At 51.2% G+C, this 22,258-nt stretch carries 17 protein-coding genes and 1 pseudogene; 14 read left to right on the forward strand and 4 right to left on the reverse strand.

Annotated elements, in window-relative coordinates; genetic code table 11:
• Window positions 1–237: 237 nt before the first annotated feature.
• Window positions 238–2,046: a translational GTPase TypA gene (typA, locus tag BLU99_RS09460; RefSeq protein ID WP_091901436.1), complete on the forward strand. Its 1,809-nt coding sequence runs from the start codon at window positions 238–240 to the stop codon at window positions 2,044–2,046.
• A gap of 586 nt (window positions 2,047–2,632) precedes the next feature.
• On the opposite strand, the gene BLU99_RS09465 is transcribed toward typA, so the two are convergent.
• From BLU99_RS09465 to BLU99_RS09475, 3 genes are read right to left on the reverse strand one after another with little or no spacing between them, the layout of a single operon-like run.
• Window positions 2,633–3,127, reverse strand: a complete 495-nt coding sequence (locus tag BLU99_RS09465) for an S-ribosylhomocysteine lyase (RefSeq protein ID WP_091901438.1) — start codon at window positions 3,125–3,127, stop codon at window positions 2,633–2,635.
• A gap of 13 nt (window positions 3,128–3,140) precedes the next feature.
• Window positions 3,141–3,791 (reverse strand): 5'-methylthioadenosine/S-adenosylhomocysteine nucleosidase, encoded by a 651-nt coding sequence (gene mtnN / locus BLU99_RS09470; protein WP_091901440.1) that lies wholly within the window; start codon window positions 3,789–3,791, stop codon window positions 3,141–3,143.
• Window positions 3,792–3,793: 2 nt separating this feature from the next.
• Window positions 3,794–4,600 carry a TrmH family RNA methyltransferase gene (locus tag BLU99_RS09475; protein ID WP_091901442.1) on the reverse strand — a complete coding sequence of 269 codons (807 nt, stop codon included), beginning with the start codon at window positions 4,598–4,600 and terminating at the stop codon, window positions 3,794–3,796.
• Window positions 4,601–4,693: 93 nt separating this feature from the next.
• Between BLU99_RS09475 and BLU99_RS09480 the strand changes: the two genes are divergently transcribed.
• The 8 genes from BLU99_RS09480 to BLU99_RS09515 all read left to right on the forward strand — a co-directional run bounded on the left by BLU99_RS09480 (window position 4,694) and on the right by BLU99_RS09515 (window position 16,211).
• Window positions 4,694–7,183, forward strand: a complete 2,490-nt coding sequence (locus tag BLU99_RS09480) for a YfhO family protein (RefSeq protein ID WP_091901444.1) — start codon at window positions 4,694–4,696, stop codon at window positions 7,181–7,183.
• A 12-nt stretch (window positions 7,184–7,195) separates the two neighbouring features.
• Window positions 7,196–8,017 carry a GSCFA domain-containing protein gene (locus BLU99_RS09485; protein ID WP_091901447.1) on the forward strand — a complete coding sequence of 274 codons (822 nt, stop codon included), beginning with the start codon at window positions 7,196–7,198 and terminating at the stop codon, window positions 8,015–8,017.
• Between the two features lie 28 nt (window positions 8,018–8,045).
• Window positions 8,046–10,568 carry a bifunctional UDP-N-acetylmuramoyl-tripeptide:D-alanyl-D-alanine ligase/alanine racemase gene (locus tag BLU99_RS09490; RefSeq protein WP_091901449.1) on the forward strand — a complete coding sequence of 841 codons (2,523 nt, stop codon included), beginning with the start codon at window positions 8,046–8,048 and terminating at the stop codon, window positions 10,566–10,568.
• Window positions 10,569–10,682: 114 nt separating this feature from the next.
• Window positions 10,683–12,101, forward strand: coding sequence for a PTS galactitol transporter subunit IIC (locus tag BLU99_RS09495; protein ID WP_091901451.1), 1,419 nt, complete (start codon window positions 10,683–10,685; stop codon window positions 12,099–12,101).
• 31 nt (window positions 12,102–12,132) lie between these two features.
• Window positions 12,133–13,107 carry a 5-dehydro-4-deoxy-D-glucuronate isomerase gene (gene kduI, locus BLU99_RS09500; RefSeq protein WP_091901453.1) on the forward strand — a complete coding sequence of 325 codons (975 nt, stop codon included), beginning with the start codon at window positions 12,133–12,135 and terminating at the stop codon, window positions 13,105–13,107.
• Window positions 13,108–13,137: 30 nt separating this feature from the next.
• Window positions 13,138–14,553, forward strand: coding sequence for an MFS transporter (locus BLU99_RS09505; protein WP_091901455.1), 1,416 nt, complete (start codon window positions 13,138–13,140; stop codon window positions 14,551–14,553).
• 246 nt (window positions 14,554–14,799) lie between these two features.
• The gene (locus BLU99_RS09510; RefSeq protein ID WP_091901457.1) at window positions 14,800–15,717 is read left to right on the forward strand and encodes a leucine-rich repeat domain-containing protein; all 918 of its coding nucleotides are present in this window, start codon (window positions 14,800–14,802) and stop codon (window positions 15,715–15,717) included.
• 209 nt (window positions 15,718–15,926) lie between these two features.
• Window positions 15,927–16,211, forward strand: coding sequence for a hypothetical protein (locus tag BLU99_RS09515; protein WP_091901459.1), 285 nt, complete (start codon window positions 15,927–15,929; stop codon window positions 16,209–16,211).
• A gap of 42 nt (window positions 16,212–16,253) precedes the next feature.
• On the opposite strand, the gene BLU99_RS09520 is transcribed toward BLU99_RS09515, so the two are convergent.
• Entirely contained in the window at window positions 16,254–16,994 is a 741-nt protein-coding gene (locus BLU99_RS09520; protein ID WP_091901461.1) for a nitroreductase family protein, read from the reverse strand.
• A 349-nt stretch (window positions 16,995–17,343) separates the two neighbouring features.
• Here BLU99_RS09520 and BLU99_RS09525 point away from each other — a divergent pair.
• The 5 genes and pseudogenes from BLU99_RS09525 to dnaA form a co-directional block, all read left to right on the forward strand.
• Window positions 17,344–17,784: pseudogene (locus BLU99_RS09525) on the forward strand (ribonucleoside-diphosphate reductase, adenosylcobalamin-dependent); the annotation flags it as partial.
• Between the two features lie 67 nt (window positions 17,785–17,851).
• Window positions 17,852–18,235, forward strand: coding sequence for a dihydroneopterin aldolase (gene folB / locus BLU99_RS09530; protein ID WP_091901625.1), 384 nt, complete (start codon window positions 17,852–17,854; stop codon window positions 18,233–18,235).
• A gap of 50 nt (window positions 18,236–18,285) precedes the next feature.
• A complete protein-coding gene (locus BLU99_RS09535; RefSeq protein WP_091901464.1) occupies window positions 18,286–19,584 on the forward strand; it encodes an N-acetylmuramoyl-L-alanine amidase family protein in 1,299 nt (432 codons plus the stop codon).
• 7 nt (window positions 19,585–19,591) lie between these two features.
• A complete protein-coding gene (locus BLU99_RS09540) occupies window positions 19,592–20,491 on the forward strand; it encodes an MlaD family protein (protein WP_091901466.1) in 900 nt (299 codons plus the stop codon).
• Window positions 20,492–20,846: 355 nt separating this feature from the next.
• A complete protein-coding gene (gene dnaA / locus BLU99_RS09545) occupies window positions 20,847–22,250 on the forward strand; it encodes a chromosomal replication initiator protein DnaA (RefSeq protein ID WP_091901468.1) in 1,404 nt (467 codons plus the stop codon).
• Window positions 22,251–22,258 lie beyond the last annotated feature (8 nt).

A 22,258-nucleotide genomic window follows, 5' to 3' on the forward strand; every position in this document is an offset into this window, starting at 1 on the left:
CTTTGCATAAACATCTTTCCGACGCGCTTCCTCCCTAATCACCAGGCGGTATACGTCGTGGGATGCTTCGGATTTTCCGAAATGCGGCTGCAAAGGTACAACTAATTCTGCAATCTGCCAAATTTTTCGGCCACAGATTTCATATCCGCATGCGTGTTCATGGAAAATTCTTCCGGAAAATCTGTGTTATCTGTGTCTTTTTTTGTACCTTTGCAGCCGAAAAATCAACGATTAGGTATGCAGGATATCAGAAACATTGCAATTATCGCACATGTTGACCACGGTAAGACAACGCTTGTGGACAAGATGATGCTGGCTGGAAATCTCTTCCGTGAGGGACAGAATCTCAGCAGTCAAGTACTCGATGCTAACGACTTGGAGAGAGAGCGTGGCATCACCATTTTATCAAAGAACGTATCAATCACCTGGAAGGGTGTGAAAATCAATATCATCGACACTCCGGGTCACTCCGACTTCGGTGGTGAGGTGGAGCGTGTGTTGAACATGGCCGACGGCTGTCTGCTGCTCGTCGACGCCTTCGAGGGCCCGATGCCCCAGACGCGCTTTGTGCTGCAGAAAGCCCTGCAGATCGGTCTGAAGCCGATCGTGGTGGTCAACAAGGTCGACAAGCCTAACTGTCGCCCTGAGGAGGTCTATGAGATGGTGTTCGACCTGATGTTCTCATTGAACGCCACCGAAGAGCAGTTGGACTTCCCCGTGGTCTATGGCTCCGCAAAGAACGGTTGGATGGGTGAGGACTGGAAGAATCCTACCGACAATATTACCTATCTGCTCGATAAGATTGTCGAGGTAATCCCTGCCCCGCAGCAGATTGAGGGAACACCTCAGATGCTCATCACGTCGCTCGACTATTCCAGTTACCAGGGCCGTATCGCCGTGGGTCGTGTACACCGCGGTCAGTTGAAGGACGGCATGCAGGTTACCATCAGTCACCGCGACGGTTCGCTGGAGAAGACCAGGATCAAGGAACTCCATATTTTCGAGGGAATGAGTCATGTGCGCACCGAGAGTGTCGACTGTGGCGATATCTGTGCTGTGATCGGTCTCGACCGTTTCGAGATCGGCGACACCATCTGCGACTTGGAGAACCCCGAGCCGCTGCCGCCGATTGCCATCGACGAGCCTACGATGTCGATGCTCTTCACGATCAATGACTCCCCGTTCTTCGGCAAGGAAGGTAAGTTTGTCACCTCTCGTCATATCAATGACCGTCTGGAGAAAGAGCTGGAGAAGAACCTCGCCCTGCGTGTGGAGCCCTTCGAGGACTCTACCGACAAGTGGATTGTCTCAGGCCGTGGTGTGCTCCACCTCTCTGTGCTCGTCGAGACCATGCGTCGCGAGGGCTACGAGCTGCAGGTCGGTCAGCCCCAGGTTATCTATAAGGAGATCGACGGCGTGAAGCACGAGCCGGTGGAAGAGTTGACCATCAACGTGCCCGAGGAGTTCTCGTCGAAGATGATCGACATGGTCACCCGTCGTAAGGGTGAGATGACCTCGATGGAGAGTCAGGGCGAGCGCGTGAATATCGAGTTCGATATCCCCTCGCGCGGTATCATCGGTCTGCGTACCAATGTGCTTACCGCCTCACAGGGCGAGGCCATCATGGCCCACCGTTTCAAGGAGTATCAGCCCTATAAGGGCGAGATCGAGCGTCGTGTGAACGGTTCGATGATCTCCATGGATACCGGTAATGCCTTTGCCTACGCCATCGATAAACTGCAGGACCGTGGTAAGTTCTTCATCGATCCCGGTGAGGATGTGTATGCCGGTCAGGTGGTCGGCGAGCATGTCCATGACAATGACCTTGTGGTGAATGTCTGCAAGGCCAAGCAGTTGACGAACGTCCGTGCCTCTGGTACCGACGATAAGGCCCGTATCATCCCGAAGACCGTCATGAGCCTGGAGGAGTGCCTTGAGTACATCAAGGAAGACGAGCTGGTGGAAGTCACACCGAAGTCTATGCGTATGCGCAAGGTCATCCTCGACCACGACCAACGTAAAAAGGCTGCGATTAAGCGAGGATAGAGTTGAACTTGTTCAAACTCTATCGAGCGTGAGCAGGCTCGAGTGAATACTCAGGGCTGCGATTAAGCGAGGATAGAGTTGAACTTGTGTATTCTAAAATATACTGATAATCAGTTGTTTATGATGTATGCATGCAGTGCATGCACTGCATGCATACACCTAATTTCCGATTTTATTTTGTATCTTTGTTCCCTGACTTATATTGATAGCTCATGGAACAAGTATATCTCATACATTTTCGATCCCCTCCTGTGTGACGGATGACGGATGACAGATGGTTTCTGCAAAACCCTCTCGCGTGTACGCAGGAACTTTCGGCGCCGCAAAAGTTCCTGCGTACACGCGAGAAAACTCTAAAAACATCCGTCATATCCGTCATCCGTCACAAATGTATCCCCCCCAACTAAGGGTGAAAGAGATAATCCCTTTCGGTGAAAGAGACGTCATCTACGACTGATGGAGATAATCCCTATAGGGGTATAGGCCCTATCTCCATGACTCGTAAACCCTATCTGAATGACTCATAGGAGGCATCTCTTTAAGCCAAAGATCCCCCCTCAGCTGGTAGGCTGGGGATTTCTTGAGGTTATGCGTCGGCGAAGACCTTGCCGTCGTCGAGGGTGATCTGGAGTTTGGTGTACTCGCAGTGGAAATCGTTCTGCAGACGGTCGAGGTAACGGGCGCTCTCCCACTTGCACATGGGGAGGTCGTGGAGCAGATAGTTGCCGCAGGCCTCTGGACGGGTGGCAGGCACCTCTGTCTGTGTGAGAATCCATTGGAGGCACGCGATGGTCAGACGACGCATGTCCTCGACGGTATATGAGCCTGTCATGATGATATACATGCCCGTGAGACAGCCCATAGGACCGACATACACTACATCATCCTTGGCCTCGCTGTTGCGGAACCATGTGGCCATCAGGTGTTCCAGACTGTGCATGGCGGCAGGCGCCACGGCCGGCTCCTGGTTGGGCTCGGTAATGCGCAGGTCGAAGGTGGTGAACCCCTTGTCCTCGCGTGATACGTAGATACCTGGCTTCAGGTGGGTGTGGTCGATGGTGAAACTCTGGATAACTTCCATAATGCTTTCTGACTTAGAGACTTTCAATAAATGTCTTGGTGACGTGGAACGAGTTTTCGGCGATGGTGTTCCAGAAGTCATGATACATCGAGGCGTCGGTATCGCGCAGGGGGATGTCGCTGATGACACGGAACGAGATGAACGGCACCTTGTTGAGATAGCAGGCCTGGGCGATGGCGGCACTCTCCATGTCGACGGCCTTAGCCTCGGGGAAATGGCCGATGATCTCGCGCATCTTGTCCTTGGAGTCGACAAACCAGTCGCCGGTGACGATGAGGCCAGGATGGACGTGGATGGGGGCGGTGGAGAGGCTCAGGGAGCGGGCAATCTCGAGTAAGTGGGGATCGGCGTCGAAGCGGGCAGGGAGACCCTGCACCTGACCGTAGACGGTAGAGTCGTCGATGGCCGTTCCGCAATATACATCATGATAGGCCAGTTGGGTGCTCACCACCACATCCTGTACGTTGATATCGTCGCCGTTGCCTCCTGCACAGCCTGAGGAGATGATGACATCGGGCTTATACTGACGAATCATCTCGATGGCTTGAATGGCGGCGTTCACCTTGCCGATGCCGCTCTTCTGGAGGATGACTTTGTCTTCGGGGAATAATGGACGGAGCTGCTGCAACTCCTTGTCCATCGCTACTATCATTCCTATTTTCATTTCTATTCTTTTTTGTGGCGCTGGCGGACGGCCTCGTACATGAGGATGGCAGCGGAGACGCTGACATTCAACGAGTCGAGACGACCAAGCATGGGGATGCGGATATGGGCATCGGCAGCCTCGCGCCATTGGTCGGTAAGGCCTGTCGACTCCGTACCCATGACGATGGCTGTGGCCTGACGCATGTCGTAGTCGTAATATTCGTAGGAGTCCTGCAACTGGGCCGTGAGGATGCTCACCTGATGCTCCTTGAGGAATGCGATGCACGCCTGTGAGGTGCATACGGCCACAGGTACACTGAACACACCACCGATGCTGGCTCGGATGAGGTTGGGGTTATAGACGTCGGTCAGGGGATCGCACACGATGACGGCGTCCACACCGGCGGCCTCGGCCGTGCGTAGGATGGCACCGAGATTGCCGGGCTTCTCTACACGCTCCAGCACGACCAGGAGTGGGGTGCTGTTCCTTGAGAAGAGGGCATCCAGAATAGAGAGGTCGTGCTGCTTGCACTTGACGACGGCGATGATGCCTTCCGTGGAACCGCGATAGGCCATCTTCTCATAGACCTGTGGTGAGACCACATAGGTTTTATGACTTCCGTCTCCCGTCTCCAGTTTTCCGTCTCCCGTCTCCGATCTTCTAAATACCTCGACCACCTCGTAGCCGCAGGCGATGCAGTGCCCGATCTCGCGCTGTCCCTCGACCACGAAGAGTCCCTCCTCACGACGCAGTGAGGATTTCTGTTGCAGGGCTACCAGGTGCTTCACCTTGGCGTTCTGCAGACTGGTGATGATGAGATCTTCCATAATTTACTGCAAAGGTACAAAATAATTCTAATTCTTAATTCTAATTCTTAATTAATTCGTAACTTTGCACACAGAATTAAAAACTTGCAAGATATGACTTTATTGAAGAAATGCCTGCCCGACGTGCTGGTAGTGCTGTTATTCGCCGTTCTGGCTTTCGCTTACTTCTTCCCTGCCGATATCGAGGGACGTATCCTCTATCGTCATGATGCCTCTGCTGGGCGCGGCGCCGGACAGGAGGGCATCGAGTACCTGCAGAAGACAGGTGAGCGCAGTCGTTGGACCAATGCCCTCTTCGGAGGTATGCCGACCTACCAGACAGCGCCTTCGTATGGCTCTACCGACCTGTTGACGAAGGTGGTTAACGCCTATCATCTGTGGCTGCCTGAGAACGTGTGGTATGTGTTCGTGTATCTGTTGGGATTCTATATCCTGTTGCGGGCCTTCGACTTCCGACAGCATCTGGCGGCGCTGGGCTCGATCATTTGGGCGTTCTCGACCTATTTCCTGATTATTATCGCCGCCGGACATATCTGGAAGGTCTGGGCACTGGCCTATCTGCCGCCGATGATTGCCGGTGTGGTACTGGCCTATCGGGGACGATACCTGTGGGGACTGCTGGTCACGGCTGTCTTCACGGCCTTTGAGATCAACGCGAACCATGTGCAGATGACCTATTATTATCTGTTTATCATCTTGTTCATGGTCATCGCCTGGCTGATAGAGGCCATCCGCGAGCATCAGCTGGCACGCTTCATGAAGGCAACGGCGGTATGTGTCGCTGGAGCAGCCATCGGTTTATGCATCAACCTGTCAAACCTCTATCACACCTGGCAGTATAGTCAGGAGACGATGCGCGGCAAGAGTGAACTGGTGAAGGAGAACAGTGCCAACCAGACCAGCAGCGGTCTGGAGCGCGACTATATCACTCAGTGGAGCTATGGCATCGACGAGACATGGACCTTGCTGATTCCGAACACGAAGGGTGGTGCCTCGATGCCGCTGAGCATGAACGAGACGGCCATGGAGCATGCCGACAATAACTTCACAACGATCTATCAGCAGATAGGACAGTACTGGGGTGAACAGCCGGGCACCTCGGGTCCGGTCTATGTGGGTGCCTTCGTGATGATGCTCTTCATCCTGGGACTGTTTATCGTGAAGGGACCCGTGAAGTGGGCATTGCTGGCTGCAACCATCTTGTCGATCCTGCTCTCATGGGGAAAGAACTTCATGGGACTGACAGACTTCTTCCTCGACTATGTACCGATGTACGCTAAGTTCCGTACGGTGGCCTCGATTCTGGTAATCGCTGAGTTCACGATACCGTTGCTGGCCATGCTGGCTCTGAGGGAGCTGATGAGGATTTGGGAGAGTCGGGAGACTGGGGCTGTCAACAAGTACTTGTTGATCTCCTTCGGTCTGACGGCAGGTATCGCCCTGCTGTTCGCTGTGATGCCATCGGTGTTCTTCAGCAGCTTCATCTCCTCGGCGGAGATGCATGCCCTGCAGGGACTGCCTGCAGAGTATTTCCAGCCGTTGGTGAGCAACCTGACGGAGATGCGTCAGGCAGTATTCACGGCCGACTGCTGGCGTACGTTCTGGATCATCGTCGTCGGAACGGGTATCCTGTTGCTTTACAAGTACGGCAAACTGAAGGCCAACTATATGGTGGGAGCTATCCTGGTGCTGTGCCTGATTGACCTGTGGCAGGTGAACAAGCGTTATCTGAACGACGAGATGTTCGTACCGGCATCGGAGCGCGAGGCACCCCAGCAGAAGACACAGACGGATGAGCTGATACTGCGTGATCAGAGTCTTGACTATCGTGTGCTGAATCTCGCCTCGAACACGTTCAACGAGAATGAGACCAGCTATTATCATAAGAGCATCGGTGGTTATCATGCCGCCAAACTGCGTCGTTATCAGGAACTGATAGAGGCGTATATCGCACCGGAGATGCAGTCGCTTACGAAGGCGGTGGCAGAGGCCGGCGGCGACATGACGCAGGTGAACGGTGATAGTATCTGTCCTGTGCTGAACATGCTGAACACGAAATACTTTATCTTCCCCTTGGAGGGCGGTCAGACCGTACCCATACAGAACCCGTATGTGTATGGCAATGCCTGGTTCGTTGACGAGATACAGTATGTGGAGAATGCCAATGACGAGATTGCGGCGCTCGGTAAACTCGCGCTGCGTCATCAGGCGGTGGCCGATGTGAAGTTCAAGACGCAGTTGGGTGAGGCCACCGAACAGGATACGATCAGCATCGTGACGATTACCGGCTACGAGCCCAATCGTCTGACATATGACGTGAACTCAGGCAAGGGTGGGGTGCTCGTGTTCTCGGAGATCTATTATCCGGGTTGGACGGCTACCGTCGATGGGAAGCCGGTGGAGCTGGGACGTGTGGACTATGTGTTGCGTGCCTTGCAGATCCAACCGGGTAAGCATCAGGTAGAACTATCGTTCTTCCCGAAATCGGTGGATATGACCGAGACGGTGGCCTATACGGCCTTCGGCGTCCTGCTGCTGGTGCTCGTGGGAATCGTTCTGATAGAATACCGCCGTCGTTCGTAATCGTATATCATCATGGAGTTTAGGACGATCGTGGATATCGAGGATCCTGGATTCAGGATCGGACCATGTGAGGAACTTCTTTTCGTAGGCTCGTGCTTTGCCGATAGTATCGGTCGTCGCTTCCAGGAAGAGAAGTTCCGGGTGACGGTCAACCCTGACGGGGTCATGTATAATCCTGCCAGCATCCTGCACACCATTGAACGACTGGTGGAGCGGCGCGTGGGATGCCCCGCCGTCGCCTTTCTGACGCTGGGCACGAACCACGTGTACCGTCTGAAGGAGACGGGTGAGATCGTGGACAACTGTCAGAAACGACCGCAGGCGCTTTTCTCTGAGGAACAGTTGACGGTCGATGCGTGTGTGGACTATCTGACACGTGCCGTGGATCTGCTGCATGACTGGAATCCCCGGATGCAGGTTGTGCTCACCGTCAGCCCAATCCGTTATCGGAAGTACGGCTATCATGGCTCTCAACTCTCGAAGGCCACGTTGCTGTTGGCGGCAGAGAGACTGTCGGCCAACAACGGTCAGCCGTCGGTCGTCAACTACTTCCCTGCTTATGAGATTGTGATGGACGAGTTGCGCGACTACCGTTTCTATAAGGAGGATATGCTTCATCCCTCGGACCAGACGGTGACGTATATCTGGCAACGGCTCTCGGAGACCTACCTGAGTACGGAGGCGAAGATGTTCCTGAAGGAGTGGGCACCGTTGAAGGCCGTCCTGGCACACAGACCGTTCCATCCCGACTCCGAGGATTATCGGGCGTTGATGGATAAAACTATGTTAAAAGTAGCGGCGTTGCAGAAAAAATACCCTAATTTTGCACTCTAATAGAATTGATAACTGAAACATTGAAGAGATGAAATATTCGATTGAGAAGGTTGCGACGCTGATTGGAGCGCGCCGCTATGGTCAGAGTGAAGGCCAGATCAGTTGGCTGCTGACAGACAGCCGTTCCCTCTGTTTTCCTGAAGAGACATTGTTCTTTGCCCTGCGCACACAGCGTAATGACGGGCATCGCTATATCGACGATCTGTACCGACGGGGAGTCCGCCAGTATGTGGTGGAGAAGGTGCCGGAGCACCATGAGTCGTTATATCCCGATGCGAATTTTCTGAGGGTGCCCAATACACTGGCGGCCCTGCAGCGACTGGCAGAGCGCCATCGTGATGAGTTCCTGTCGGGTGTCAACGGCGGAGCCGAACGGAAGGTGCCGATTGTCGGCATCACGGGCTCAAACGGTAAGACGATGGTTAAGGAGTGGCTCTACCAACTGCTACTGCCCTCACAGAAGATTGTACGCTCGCCTCGTAGCTATAACTCACAGATCGGTGTACCGCTCTCGGTGTGGCTGCTCAACGAACAGACAGAGGTGGGTATCTTCGAGGCTGGCATCAGTCAGCCGGGTGAGATGTCGGCCCTGCGCGATATCATCCAACCGACCATCGGTGTGCTGACCTCGTTGGGGACCGCCCACCAGGAGAACTTCCGTTCGATGGAGGAGAAGTGCATGGAGAAGTTGGAGCTCATGCATGACACCGAGGCGATAGTCTATTGCTCCGACAACGATATCGTGAGCCGGTGTATCCGACGGATGCAGTATAAGGGTGAGAAGATCGCTTGGTCGCGGTATGACGAAAAAGTAGCTTTCTTTATCAAGGAGATAGCGACGAAGGAGAGCGACACACGTATCACCTATGTCTATCAGGAGGAAGAGAATACCTATACCATCCCCTTTATCGACGAGGCCTCTATCGAGAACGCCATCACCTGTGCAGCCGTGGCCCTGCGCCTCGGACTGACACCAGGACAGCTGGCCGACCGTATGCCTCTGTTGGAGCCGGTGGCCATGCGTCTGGAGGTGAAGGAGGGACAGCGTGGGTGTGTGCTCATCAACGACTCCTATAACAGTGACGTAAACTCACTGGACATTGCCCTCGACTTCATGCAGCGTCGCTGTCAGCAGCCGATGGCGGACGGTCGCCATCCAAAGTGCAAGACGTTGATATTGAGTGATATCTATCAGTCGGGTACCAGTGCGGAGGCTCTGTATACTCAGGTGAGCGAACTGGCTGTCAAGCGTGGTGTGGAACGGTTTATCGGTATCGGTCCCGAGCTGACGGCTCAGGCCGACAGGATCCAGGTGGCCGAGAAGGCATTCTTCACCGATGTGCGCCATTTCCTCTCCAGTGATATCTTCGCCGGTCTGCACGATGAGATCATCCTCTTGAAGGGGGCACGGTCGTTTGGCTTCGACCAGATTACCGAGCAACTGGAGCAGAAGGTTCATGAGACCATCCTGGAGGTGAACCTCAACGCGATGGTGGAGAACCTGAACCATTTCCGTTCTTTCCTGAAGCCGGAGACGAAGATGGTCTGCATGATTAAGGCCGATGGCTACGGAGCTGGTGCCGTGGAGATCGCGAAGACCCTGCAGGAGCATCGGGTGGACTATCTGGCTGTGGCTGTGGCCGACGAGGGTGTCACGCTGCGTAAGGCTGGTATTACGGCAAACATCATGATCATGAACCCGGAGATGACCGCCTTCAAGACGATGTTTGATTACGATCTGGAGCCGGAGGTCTATTCGTTCCGTCTGATGGACGCCCTCATCAAGGCCGCACGTAAGGAGGGTATCACAGGTTGGCCTGTGCACGTGAAGTTTGATACGGGCATGCATCGACTGGGCTTTGATCCCGTGAACGATATCGATGAGCTGATCGAACGGTTGAAACATCAGAACGCCATCATTCCCCGGTCGGTGTTCAGTCATTTCGTGGGCTCCGACAGCGACGGCTTCGACGATTTCTCTGCCAAGCAGTTCGCCCTCTTCGATGAGGGTAGTAAGAAGCTGCAGGCGGCCTTCGGACATAAGATACTCCGGCATATGGACAACTCGGCCGGTATCGAGCATTTCCCTGAGCGGCAGATGGATATGTGTCGGCTTGGTATCGGACTCTATGGCGTGGATCCGCGGGATAATCATATCCTACATACGGTGTCGACACTGAAGACCACCATCCTCCAACTGCGTCATGTGCCTGCCGGAGAGACGGTAGGCTATAGTCGGAAGGGGAAGATCGAGCGCGACAGTGTGATCGCTGCCATACCTATCGGCTATGCCGACGGTCTGAACCGTCATCTCGGCAACCGTCACTGTTACTGTCTGGTGAACGGTCAGAAGGCTGAGTATGTAGGCAATATCTGTATGGACGTGGCCATGATCGATGTGACGGACATTCCTTGTGCGGAGGGAGATCAGGTGGAGATCTTCGGTGAACATCTGCCTGTCACGGTACTCTCGGACACATTGGATACCATTCCCTATGAAGTGCTCACAGGTGTCTCCAACCGCGTGAAACGTATCTACTTCCAGGATTAAGTATGGTGATCCTCATGATAAGATAAAAAAGATAGCGAAATGTTCAACATTCCGCTATCTTTTTTGTACCTTTGCCGCAAATTACGCTAAAAACAAACAAGCTATATAAAACAAATGGAACAAGTATTCAGTTACGTGATCAGTCTGGGTGCATCGGTGATGATGCCGATCCTGTTTACGGTTATTGGTCTCTGCATCGGCATGAGGTTCGGTAAGGCGCTTAAAAGCGGCCTCTATGTGGGTGTCGGTTTTGTGGGTCTTGGTATCGTGACAGCCCTGCTGACGAACAACTTCGACAGTCCGTTGAAGGAAATCTCTAATCTCTATGGTCTGCAGCTGAAGGTCTTCGATATGGGTTGGCCAGCTGCCGCCGCGGTAGCCTATGGTACCGCCGTCGGTGCACTGATCATCCCGATCTGTCTGGGTGTGAACCTGCTGATGCTGTTGACCAAGTGTACACGCACGATCAATATCGACCTGTGGAACTACTGGCATTTTGCCTTTATCGGGGCGGTGGCTTACTTCGTGATGGGACAGTCGTTGTTATGGGGCTATTTCGCGGCCATCGTCTGTTATATCATCACACTGGTCATGGCCGATCTCACCGCAGAGCGCTTCCAGAAATACTACGACCTGCAGGGTATCTCCATACCACAGCCTTTCTGTCAGAGCTTCACGCTCTTTGCCATAGGTGTCAACTGGCTTCTTGAACGTATCCCCGGCTTAGCCAAATCGGATGTCGATGCCGAAGGACTCAAGAAACGGTTCGGTGTGTTGGGAGAGCCGCTCGTGCTGGGTGTCGTCGTGGGTGTACTCATCGGCTGGGCTGCCCAGCTCGACATCAAGAAGGTGCTGTTCCTGGGTGTGACGATGGGTGCTGTCATGGAACTGATCCCCCGTATCACCTCGCTGTTTATCGACGGTCTGAAGCCTATCGCAGAGAAGACACAGGAGGTGGCCAAAAAACGCTTTGGCGGTATGAAAGTGCATATCGGTATGTCGCCGGCACTTGTGATCGGTCATCCCACAACACTGGTCTGTTCGGTCATCCTGATTCCGGTCATCCTGGCTATCGCTGTGTTCCTGCCGGGTAATCAGTTCCTACCGCTGGCCTCGTTGGCCGGTATGTTCTACCTTTTCCCGCTGATTTTGCCTTACACGAGGGGAAACGTGGTGAAGAGTCTGATCGTCGGTCTTGTGGCACTTGTTGTGGGATTGTATTTCGTTACGGACATGGCCTCGGCCTTTACGTTGGCTGCTGATGAGGTCTATAAGACCGACCCCACGGCCTCGGCCGCCAAGATTCCCGACGGCTTCGAGGGTGGTGCCCTCGATTTCGCCTCTTCACTCTTCGGCTATGTCATCTATGCCTGTGTGAAGTACATGCGATGGATCGGTATGGGTGTGCTTACACTGGTCACCGTCGCATTGATGGTGTGGAACCGTCGGCGTATCATCTGTGACGAGAAGACTGTGGAGGAATCATATAAACACGGAGATACAAAGGAAAAAGACACCGAATCACCGTGTTGAGAAAGTAAACACTTAAAAACAAAATATGGAAATGAAGAAGACAATACTGATGATGTTCTTTGTGATGGGTGTACTGGGAGCGATGGCTCAGCAGAGTGTGAAGTTCCAGGCAGCCTGTCATCCGGCTGATGTGAAGCATTACGACACGCAGACCCTGCGTGACCGTTTCGTCATGGAGAAGGTGATGGAGGCTGACAAAGTGAACCTGACCTACTCGCATTACGATCGTTTTATTTTTGGTGGTGCCATGCCTGTGACGAAAACCCTGAAACTGGAGAACTTCCTCGAGCTGGGTCTCGATGTCGATCCCACCATCAAGGAGAAGTATTTCCTGTACAATCGTGAGCTTGGTGTCGTGAACTGTGGCGAGGGCGACGGTGTGGTCATCGTCGACGGTAAGGAGTATGCCCTTTCTCCGAAAGAGGCACTGTATATCGGACGTGGTCATATCGCCAAGGATAAGGATGTGAACAAGGAGGTGCTCTTCCGCTCAAAGGATGCCAAGAAGCCTGCAAAGTTCTACCTGAACTCGGCTACTGCCCATCAGCACTACAAGACTCAGTGGATCACCCTCGACGGACGAAAGGGCTCGCTCAAGGCGGCCGTCTGGGGACCGGTAGGAACGACGGAGGAGGCCAACAACCGTACGGTCTATAAGCTCATCGTCAACGATGTGCTGGAGGAGGGCCCCTGTCAGCTACAGCTCGGATTGACGCAGCTCAACCCCGGTGCTGTGTGGAACACGATGCCGCCTCATACCCACGGACGTCGTATTGAGGCCTACTACTATTTCAACCTGCCAGAGGGACAGACCATCGCCCATGTGATGGGCGAGCCTCAGGAGAGCCGTGTGGTATGGCTGCACAACGAACAGGCTATCATGTCGCCCGAGTGGAGTATCCATGCCGCTGCAGGTACCTATTACTATACGTTCATCTGGGGAATGGCAGGCGAGAACCTGTATTACAACGATAAGGATAATATCCCTGTCGACCAACTGAGATAATCAACACAATCTTAACCATAAATATTTAAGATGATACCTATACAAACTACCAAGATGTCCAATTTCCGTTGGGTCATCTGTGCGTTGCTGTTCCTGGCGACCACCATTAACTATCTCGACCGTCAGGTCTTGTCGCTCACATGGAAGGACTTCATTGCACCGGAGTTCCATTGGACCGATACGCATTACGGTCTTATCACGGCGGTGTTCTCCGTGTTCTATGCCGTTGCCAACCTCTTCGCTGGTAAGTTCATCGACTGGATGGGAACCAAGAAAGGTTATCTGATTGCCATCTTCGTATGGTCTGTCGGTGCTGTGTTACATGCCTTCTGTGGCTGGGGTGCCATCGGACTGGCCGGTGGTAGTATGACGGCTCTGACCACCATCTCTGTCTGGTTGTTCCTGGCTTGTCGACTGATTCTGGCTGTTGGTGAGGCCGGAAACTTCCCCGCTGCCATCAAGGTGACAGCCGAGTATTTCCCGAAGAAAGACCGTGCCTTCTCGACCTCAATCTTCAATAGTGGCGCCTCTGTCGGAGCACTGGTCGCACCTGCTACTATTCCTCTGCTGGCTCGTGCCTGGGGTTGGGAGATGGCTTTCATCGTCATCGGTGTGCTGGGATTTTTCTGGATGGGATTGTGGATGTGGCTCTATGAGCGTCCTCATCAGAGTCGTTTCGTCAATCAGGCCGAAGTGAATTATATCGAGCAGGACCGGGATATCGCCGAGGTGCAGAACAAACAGGAGGTCAAAGAAGAGAAGACCATTCCGTTCATGCAGTGCTTCAAGTACAAGCAGACTTGGTCGTTCATCGTAGGTAAGCTGATGACTGATGGCGTGTGGTGGTTCTTTCTGTTCTGGGCGCCTGCCTATTTCAGTGACCAGTACGGTTACACCTCCGACTCTACGATGGGTATCCTGCTGATCTTCACCCTTTATGCCATTGTAACCTTTGTCTCGATAGGTGGTGGCTATCTGCCTACCTATTTCGTCGAGAAAAAGGGGATGAACCCCTATCTGGGACGTATGCGTGCGATGCTCATCTTCGCCTGTCTGCCGTTGCTGGGCCTGTTCGCCCAACCTCTCGGTGCCCATAGTCCTTGGTGGCCTGCCATCCTGATCGGTCTGCTTGGTGCCGGTCATCAGGCTTGGAGTGCCAACCTCTATTCGACAATTGGAGATATGTTCCCCAAGTCGACAATCGGCACGATCGTGGGTGTGGGGACGATGGCCGGTGGCTTAGGATCGTTTGCCATCAACCTGGGTTCCGGTCGTTTCTTCGACTGGGCAGCAGCCCAGGGCGCGGCTTACTCATTCTTCGGCTTCGAGGGTAAACCTGCCGCCTATATGGTGGTGTTCTGTATCTGTGCCGTGGCTTATCTCATCGGCTGGATCATCATCAAGATGCTTGTGCCGAAATACAAGCCCATCGTTGTAGAAGACTAATCCTCTCTTCATATCAATCTCCCGACTTTCCGTCGGGAGATTTTTTTTGAATATCGAATTGCTTTTGTGGCTCTTCCCGTCTTTTGCTATTATCTTGACGTGAGTCAAGAATTCATAGATTCTTCATATTCTTTTATTTTTTAAGATAGAAGTCTTGTAAACAAATTTGTATTTTTATACCGTGGATAATAAAAACGCAAGCTTTTACAGAGCTGTATTTACTCATTTTAATATTATTTTTAGACTATGAAAAGGTTTTCATATGTACGAAACGGAAGGTGCCGTATTTCTTTATCAATTCTTCTGTGTTCTATTGGCTTGTTCGTAGGAGTCGGTTGTAGTTCTGATTCTACAGTATCAGAAGGGGATCTGACGCCTCATTTGAATAAGTCAGATAGTTTGGCATTGGTTAAGATCTATCAGGAGATAGGACCGTGGCATCAGGACTGGGATTTGCATGACATCACGACATGGAACGGTGTGACAACTGGTCTTGAAGAAGAATCAAACGAGATTCGCGTCATCGGCTTAGAGGTGTACGCCGGACAATGCCATGGAATACTTCCTAAAGAGATTTGTCAGCTTACGGAATTAAGACGGCTGGTGATATCCGGAGGAATCATGCAGGGTAATATTCCAAATGATATAGGTAAACTGAAGAACCTTATCATTCTTGTTATTGCTGACAACAACGTGACAGGTGTGATTCCCGAGAGTATCGGGGAATTAACTTCTCTTAGGATGCTGCAACTGTCTAATAACCTGTTGTCGGGCACTGTCCCTGAGAGTATTGGCAACTTGAAAAACCTGGAGTTTTTGTATATTACAAGAACAAAAGTCAGTGGAAATGTGCCAAAAGGTATTGCAAATATGAATAAACTTAAACGAGTTATTCTGACGGATAACAAATTCTCCGGCACTTTCCCAATCGAGATATTAAAGAATAATATCTTAATAGAGTGTGAAAATAATAACATCACAGAGTTGCCTCTTGAGGTATGGAATGACAGTTCGGATTGTGTACCACCGTTATTGCAAGGCAACAGGCTCTCTGGTGAGATTCCCGAACATATAAAACACACAAAGAAGTGGGAACAATATTATGTCATATGTACGAACCACCAACAGAAGGGGTATGGATATTCGAATGTTACATACGATTAACTAGATAATCAATGAAAAGACTAAATTTAATCATTCTTGCGTTAGCATTAGTTTTTAAGTCATTTCTCATTGGCGAAATACGACAAATATGATGGAAAATATCCTAATTTCTGGACGAGAAATACAGCATTAAATGATACATGGCTGGTGAATGTCGCGTCCGCAGGATATACGCAGACATTGCTCTATTCAGACTCGTTAGCGAAGATATGGGATATGCCACAAACGTATATTTATCATCATATAATAATTATCCGAACAGAACAACGGTAAGAGATGTTCCGGCCTACGACTTCTATCATGGTAATTTCGAGATCAGACAGAATATTACATTTAAGGTTGTTGCAGAAATGTTCATGAACGGTAGAGCGGCTTATTCATGCAAAACATTTATACCTGTCAACGAAGTGAAAAATGACGGGAGTGCCCGTCCTTATAATTGGACATATAAAGATCTCAGATCTGCAGGTTATATGAATAGATATAACTATTAGGATCCATCGGAGCAGGCATCTGTAAGACTGATCAGGGGTTTCTCAATCGAGGAACCCCTGATGTTTTAATGCTTGGATGAGGCCGGCCGACATGGCCTCGTTGTCTTTCTTCGTGTAGCGGATATCAGTGAAGATCTGTGCGAGAGTCTCTTTCTTGTTGATCTCACAGAAACGGTGATTCTCGGGCAGTTGCTCTTTATCGTGATAATAGGTGTCGATAGCTTGTGGGGTGTAGGACTGATAGGTCTCGTTGTGTGTGAAGGCGGCCACAGACAGACGGTCGGAGAGGGGCGGCTCTTCAGCTGGCCAGCCCACCGTGAGCGTAGCCACCGGCATCACGAGTTGTGGAAGTTGCAGGGTGTCGATGATCATCTGTGGCATATAGACCGTCGTGCCGAGATAACAGTAGCCCAGTCCCTCCTCGTCCATGAGGTTGCAGAGTGTCTGTGTGAACAGCAAGGCGTCGGTGGCGGCATTGATGAACGACAGGAAGTTATCGTAACCAGGCACGGCCTTACGCTGACGCGCCCACTCACTGGTGCGGTTGAAGTCGGCACAGATGGTCAGTACGATAGGTGCTTCTGTCACCATCGGCTGGTTGAAGTGGGCTGGTGCTAACTTTTCTTTCATCTCCTCAGAACGGGTGACGACAACGCTATAAAGTTGGAGGTTACCCATGGTCTGGGTTCTGGCAGCCTCGGACAATAGGCGTTCGAGTAATGCTTCCGGGACCATCTCTTCGGAATACTTCCGGATTGTTCTTCGTGTCAGAATATTCTTCATAAGTGGATTATTTTTCTGCGAAGTTACGAAATGTTTTCCAGAACGGGAAACTTTCGTGGTTTTTTTTACCGAAAGTTTTCCGAAATAGAAAACTTATGCGTATCTTTGCCACCAGAATAACAATCAAAAACCAAAAGCAAATCATATGCAAACAGAGACAAGAAACGAGATGCTACAGCGCGTGGCCCACGAATTGGTGGCAGCCAGTAGCAAGTCGGAAGGCGTGGTGACGGAAGAACAGGTGGTCTCGCTTGTGGAGCGCGGACTTCGTGCGTTGCAGGCTGATGAAGCTGACAAGTTGTTGACCCTGGCCAATCAGGCCGTTGTCTTCTCAGTGCAGAACCGTCGTCCTGATGTGACGGAGGTCAGACCTCAGACCCTTGAGTGCGATGTGGTACGTTTTCAGAACAACAAGGATAAGTGGGTAGCCTTCATCGGTCTGCTTGACGGTTATCCCTATGAGATATTTACTGGTCTGCAGGACGATGAAGAAGGCATCGTGCTGCCCAAGACGGTAACAAAGGGTAAGATTCTCAAACAGATCAATCCCGATGGTACCAAGCGTTACGACTTCCAGTTTGAGAACAAACGAGGTTATAAGACCACCGTCGAAGGACTATCGGAGAAGTTCAACCCGGAATACTGGAATTATGCCAAGCTGATTTCTGGTGTGTTGCGCTATCGTATGCCGCTCGAGCATGTTATCCGTCTGGTGGGCTCCCTCTCGTTGAAGGATGAGAGTATCAATACTTGGAAGATCGGTGTGGAGCGCGCCTTGAAGAAGTATCTCCCTGGCGTGCATGATGAGAACGAGGCGGACCTGTTGTCTGCCGACCCAATAGAACTGTAGGATGAGTATGCTGTTAGAGTCTGGTTTTATCTACCTGAAGGAGGTGCGCTTCCATGCCTTCCATGGTGTACTGCCTCAGGAGAGAAAGGTCGGAGCAGAGTTCATCGTCGACCTGCGAGTGGGGTATCCGTTGGCCGAGGCCATGTCTAGTGATAAGGTGGATGACACCCTGAACTATGCCACGTTGTATGCCCTTTTGGAACGGGAGATGCGTCAGCCATCTAACCTTCTGGAGCATGTGGCCGGACGTATCGCCCATGCTGTGCAGACTGCCATCCCGGAGGTGCTTTCTATCGACCTGAAATTGACGAAATGCAACCCTCCGATGGGGGCCGATTGTGCAGGTGCTGGCGTAGAAATACATTTAATAAATGATAAAACTCGACAGTGATTGTCAGTTTTTTGGCGGATAATGCGTAATTTTGCACCAGCAATAGATGTATGTGTAAGAAGATTGTATTATTTCTGGTAACACTTTTATGTTATGCAGTATCCGCCGATGCTGCAGACAAAACTTTCACACTGGTTATTGATGCTGGACATGGAGGAAAAGATGCAGGTGCGGTCGGCGCTTTTTCGAAGGAAAAGAACCTGACACTGAAGTATGCCCTCGCATTTGGAAGGATGGTCGAGCAGAACTGTCCTGACGTGAAGGTGGTCTATACACGCAAGACAGACTATTTCGTGGAGTTGTATCGTCGGGCAGAGATTGCCAACCGAAACAAAGCCGACCTTTTTATCTCGATACATATCAATGCTCTACCGAACGGAAGGATCGCACGCGGTTTCCAGACATATACGTTGGGCAGGAGCAGGAGTACAGGAAAGACGAATGGCGTGATGCAGAATCTGGAGGTCGCTAAGCGCGAGAACTCTGTAATCCTGTTAGAGAAGGATTATAAGCAGACCTATCAGGGCTATGATCCGAACTCACCGGAGAGTAATATCATGTTCGAGTTCATCCAGGATAAGAATATGGAGAACAGTGTCGAACTGGCGAAGTATATGCAGCGCTATGTCTGTCAGGCCACGGGTCGGCAGGATATGGGTGCTCAGCAGGATAACTTGGCCGTGCTACGTCTCTCGTCGATGCCCGGTTGTCTGATTGAACTGGGTTTTATCTCGACGCGCGACGAGGAAGAGTTCCTGAACTCGAAGGAGGCCGAGGGTATGTATGCCCGTGGTATCTATAATGCCTTTCTGGCCTATCGTAAGAAGCATGGCGGCAGCGTGACGATACCGTTCCAGCCTGTGCCAGTACAGGAGGAGATGTCTATCCCTCAGATTGTACCCCGAAAGTCAGAGGCGTCAGCACCATCTGTTACGCCAGCGACGCAAACGGCACCCGTGGTTCAGGAGGTAAAGGCGATAGAGCGTGTTCCCGACAGCGTCAGTTTGAAGCCTGTGAAGGAATCGCGACAGACGGTAGAGACGCAGTCGACGACGAGCGTGCAGTCATCCGAGACTGCCGATATACCCATCTTTAAGGTACAGATTCTGGTAAGTTCTGCCAAGATCAAGGCCAACGATGCCCGTATGAAGGGGCTGACAGGTGTCGACTGTTATCAGGAGGGTGGCCTGTATAAGTATACAGTGGGATCCTCGCAGAACTATCAGGAGATATTACGCCTTCGTAAGGAGGTACATGAGAAGTTCCCTGAGGCGTTTGTTGTTGCCTTCAGGAACGGAAAGAGAGTGAATGTAAATGATGCAGTAAGAGCGTATAACAGTAAAAAGTAAGAAGATCATGAAGAGGTTAAGTAAAGAGATGCAGATTGCCTTGGTGGCAGTTGTGGGCATTATTGTACTGTTTTTCGGTCTTCAGTTCCTGAAGGGACTGACCGTCTTTTCAACCGATAACAAGTACTATGTGAAATTCAAGGATATCAGTGGACTTTCCGCTTCTAGTCCCATCTACGCCAACGGTTATCGTGTGGGTGTGGTGCAGGATATCATCTTCGACTATGAGAATAATCGCGATATCGTTGCCGTGATAGGCATTGACAAGCAGATGCGTCTGCCCAAGGGAAGCACAGCAGAGATTGCCAGTGACCTATTGGGTAATATCAAACTCGAACTGGTACTAGCTTCTGATGCCGCCTGTCTGGCTCCTGGCGACACCATCAGCGGTGGCCCGCGCATCGGTGCCATGAACAAGGCCGCAGGTATGATCCCTCAGGTAGAAGCTATGTTGCCTAAGCTCGACTCGATTCTTGCCAGTGTCAACGCCTTGTTGGCCGATCCTGCCCTTGGAAACTCCCTGCATCATATTGACCAACTGACTGGTAACCTCACTACAACGTCGCACGAGTTGAATCGTCTGACGGCCAGTCTTAACCAACAAATGCCACAGATGCTGAAGAATGCCGATGGCATGCTGGCCAATGCCAATGATCTGACACGTAACCTGAACGACCTCGATCTGGCTGCGACGATGACACATGTGAACAACACGCTGCAGAATGTGGAGCAGATGACGGCTAAGTTGAACAGCAACGAAGGTACTGTCGGACTGTTGATGCGTGATCAGGGATTATACTATGGTCTGAACTCGACCATGATGCATCTCGATTCACTGATGATCGATTTGCGGCAGCATCCAAAACGTTATGTTCACTTCTCTCTTTTCGGAAAAAAGGATAAGTAATTTAAAAAACGTCTAAATAAAGAAGGCGAGTGGACTTTTTCCATTGTGTCATGTGAAATCCCCTCTTTCTTCTTAGTTTTCAGACAAGAAGAGCGTTCTGTTTTTTCTTCCGTATTCTTGGGTTGCATTTCGTAGAAGTCTGAAAATAAAGGGGTTTGGCATTTGCAAGTGCCCGTTTTGATATCTCAAGTCGTGAAACATGCTAACGTCCACTTTTCTAAATAGTTACGGCTTTTTGTATACACATTGGATTAAAATCGCTATTTGGAGAATTAAAAAAAAAATGCGACCTTTGCAATCGCAATTATAAATCAACAAGCCTTCGTCTTGTGACCTAATTTGAAACAATCGCCAAATGAGCAATAGTCATCAGGCGCTTTGGGACGACTGCCTTCATCTGATTAGGGCAAACGTTACCGAGCAGCAATTTAAAACGTGGTTTGCACCCATCGTCTTCGAGTCTTACTCGGAGACAGAGCATACGCTGTTGGTGCAGGTTCCAAGTCCGTACGTCTACGAGTACTTGGAGCAGTACTACGTTGGACTATTAAGTAAGGTGCTCGCGCGAGTGTTTGGTACCAACGTAAAGTTGAGCTATCGTATCGTCACTGTGAAGGCTCCGCATGATGTGACCACGGATGTTGAGAGCGACGGTCCATCGGAGATCCAAGAGCCACAGGGCTCGAACAAAGCTCCTACGACACTCGATAGTGCCCGTCCCCAGCAGTTGAATCCTCAGCTCGACCCGAAAAAGACCTTTCAGTCGTATATTGAGGGTGATAGTAATAAGTTGCCTCGTACGGTGGGTCTGTCTATTGCGGAGCATCCGGGCAAGACGACGTTCAACCCGTTCTTTATCTATGGCCCGTCAGGTTGTGGTAAGACTCACCTGATCAACGCCATCGGCGTACGTTGTAAGGAGACCTATCCTCAGAAACGAGTGCTCTACGTCTCTGCACGTCTGTTCCAAGTGCAGTTCACTGACTCTGTGCGCCAGAACACCACCAACGACTTCATCAACTTCTATCAGTCAATTGATGTACTGATTGTCGATGATATTCAGGAGTGGATGACTTCACCGAAGACGCTTGATACCTTCTTCCATATCTTTAACCATCTGTTCCGCAATGGCAAGCAGATCATTTTGGCTAGCGACCGTCCCCCTGTCGACCTGCAGGGAATGAAGGACCGTCTGCTCACACGTTTTGCCTGTGGACTGATTGCTGAGTTGGAGAAGCCCAACGTGCAGTTGTGTATTGATATCCTCAATGCCAAGTGTCGTCGTGACGGTCTGAAGATTCCCGCAGAGGTCATCCAGTTCATCGCCGAGACTGCCAATGGTAGCGTACGCGATCTGGAGGGTGTGGTCAACTCGTTGATGGCCTATTCCATCGTCTATAATACAGGCATTGACATGCGTCTGGCTGAGCGCGTCATCAAGCGTGCTGTGAAGATCGACAATCATCCGCTCACTGTCGATGATATCCTTGAGAAAGTGTGTCATCATTACGGCGTCAGTCAGCAGCATGTGTTCAGTAAATGTCGCAAACGCGACTATGTGCAGGTGCGTCAGGTTTCGATGTATCTGGCACAGAAGTATACGAAGATGCCTGCCTCGCGTATCGGTCAGTTGATTGGTAATCGCGACCATTCGACGGTAATCCATAGCTGTAATGCGATTGAACAGCGCCTCTCTTTTGATAAGGCTTTTCATGAGGAAATCCGCAGTATTGAGAATTCGTTGAAGCTGAAGAAATAATCTTTCGA

This window comes from Prevotella sp. lc2012 (genome assembly GCF_900107065.1).
Classification (GTDB): domain Bacteria; phylum Bacteroidota; class Bacteroidia; order Bacteroidales; family Bacteroidaceae; genus Prevotella.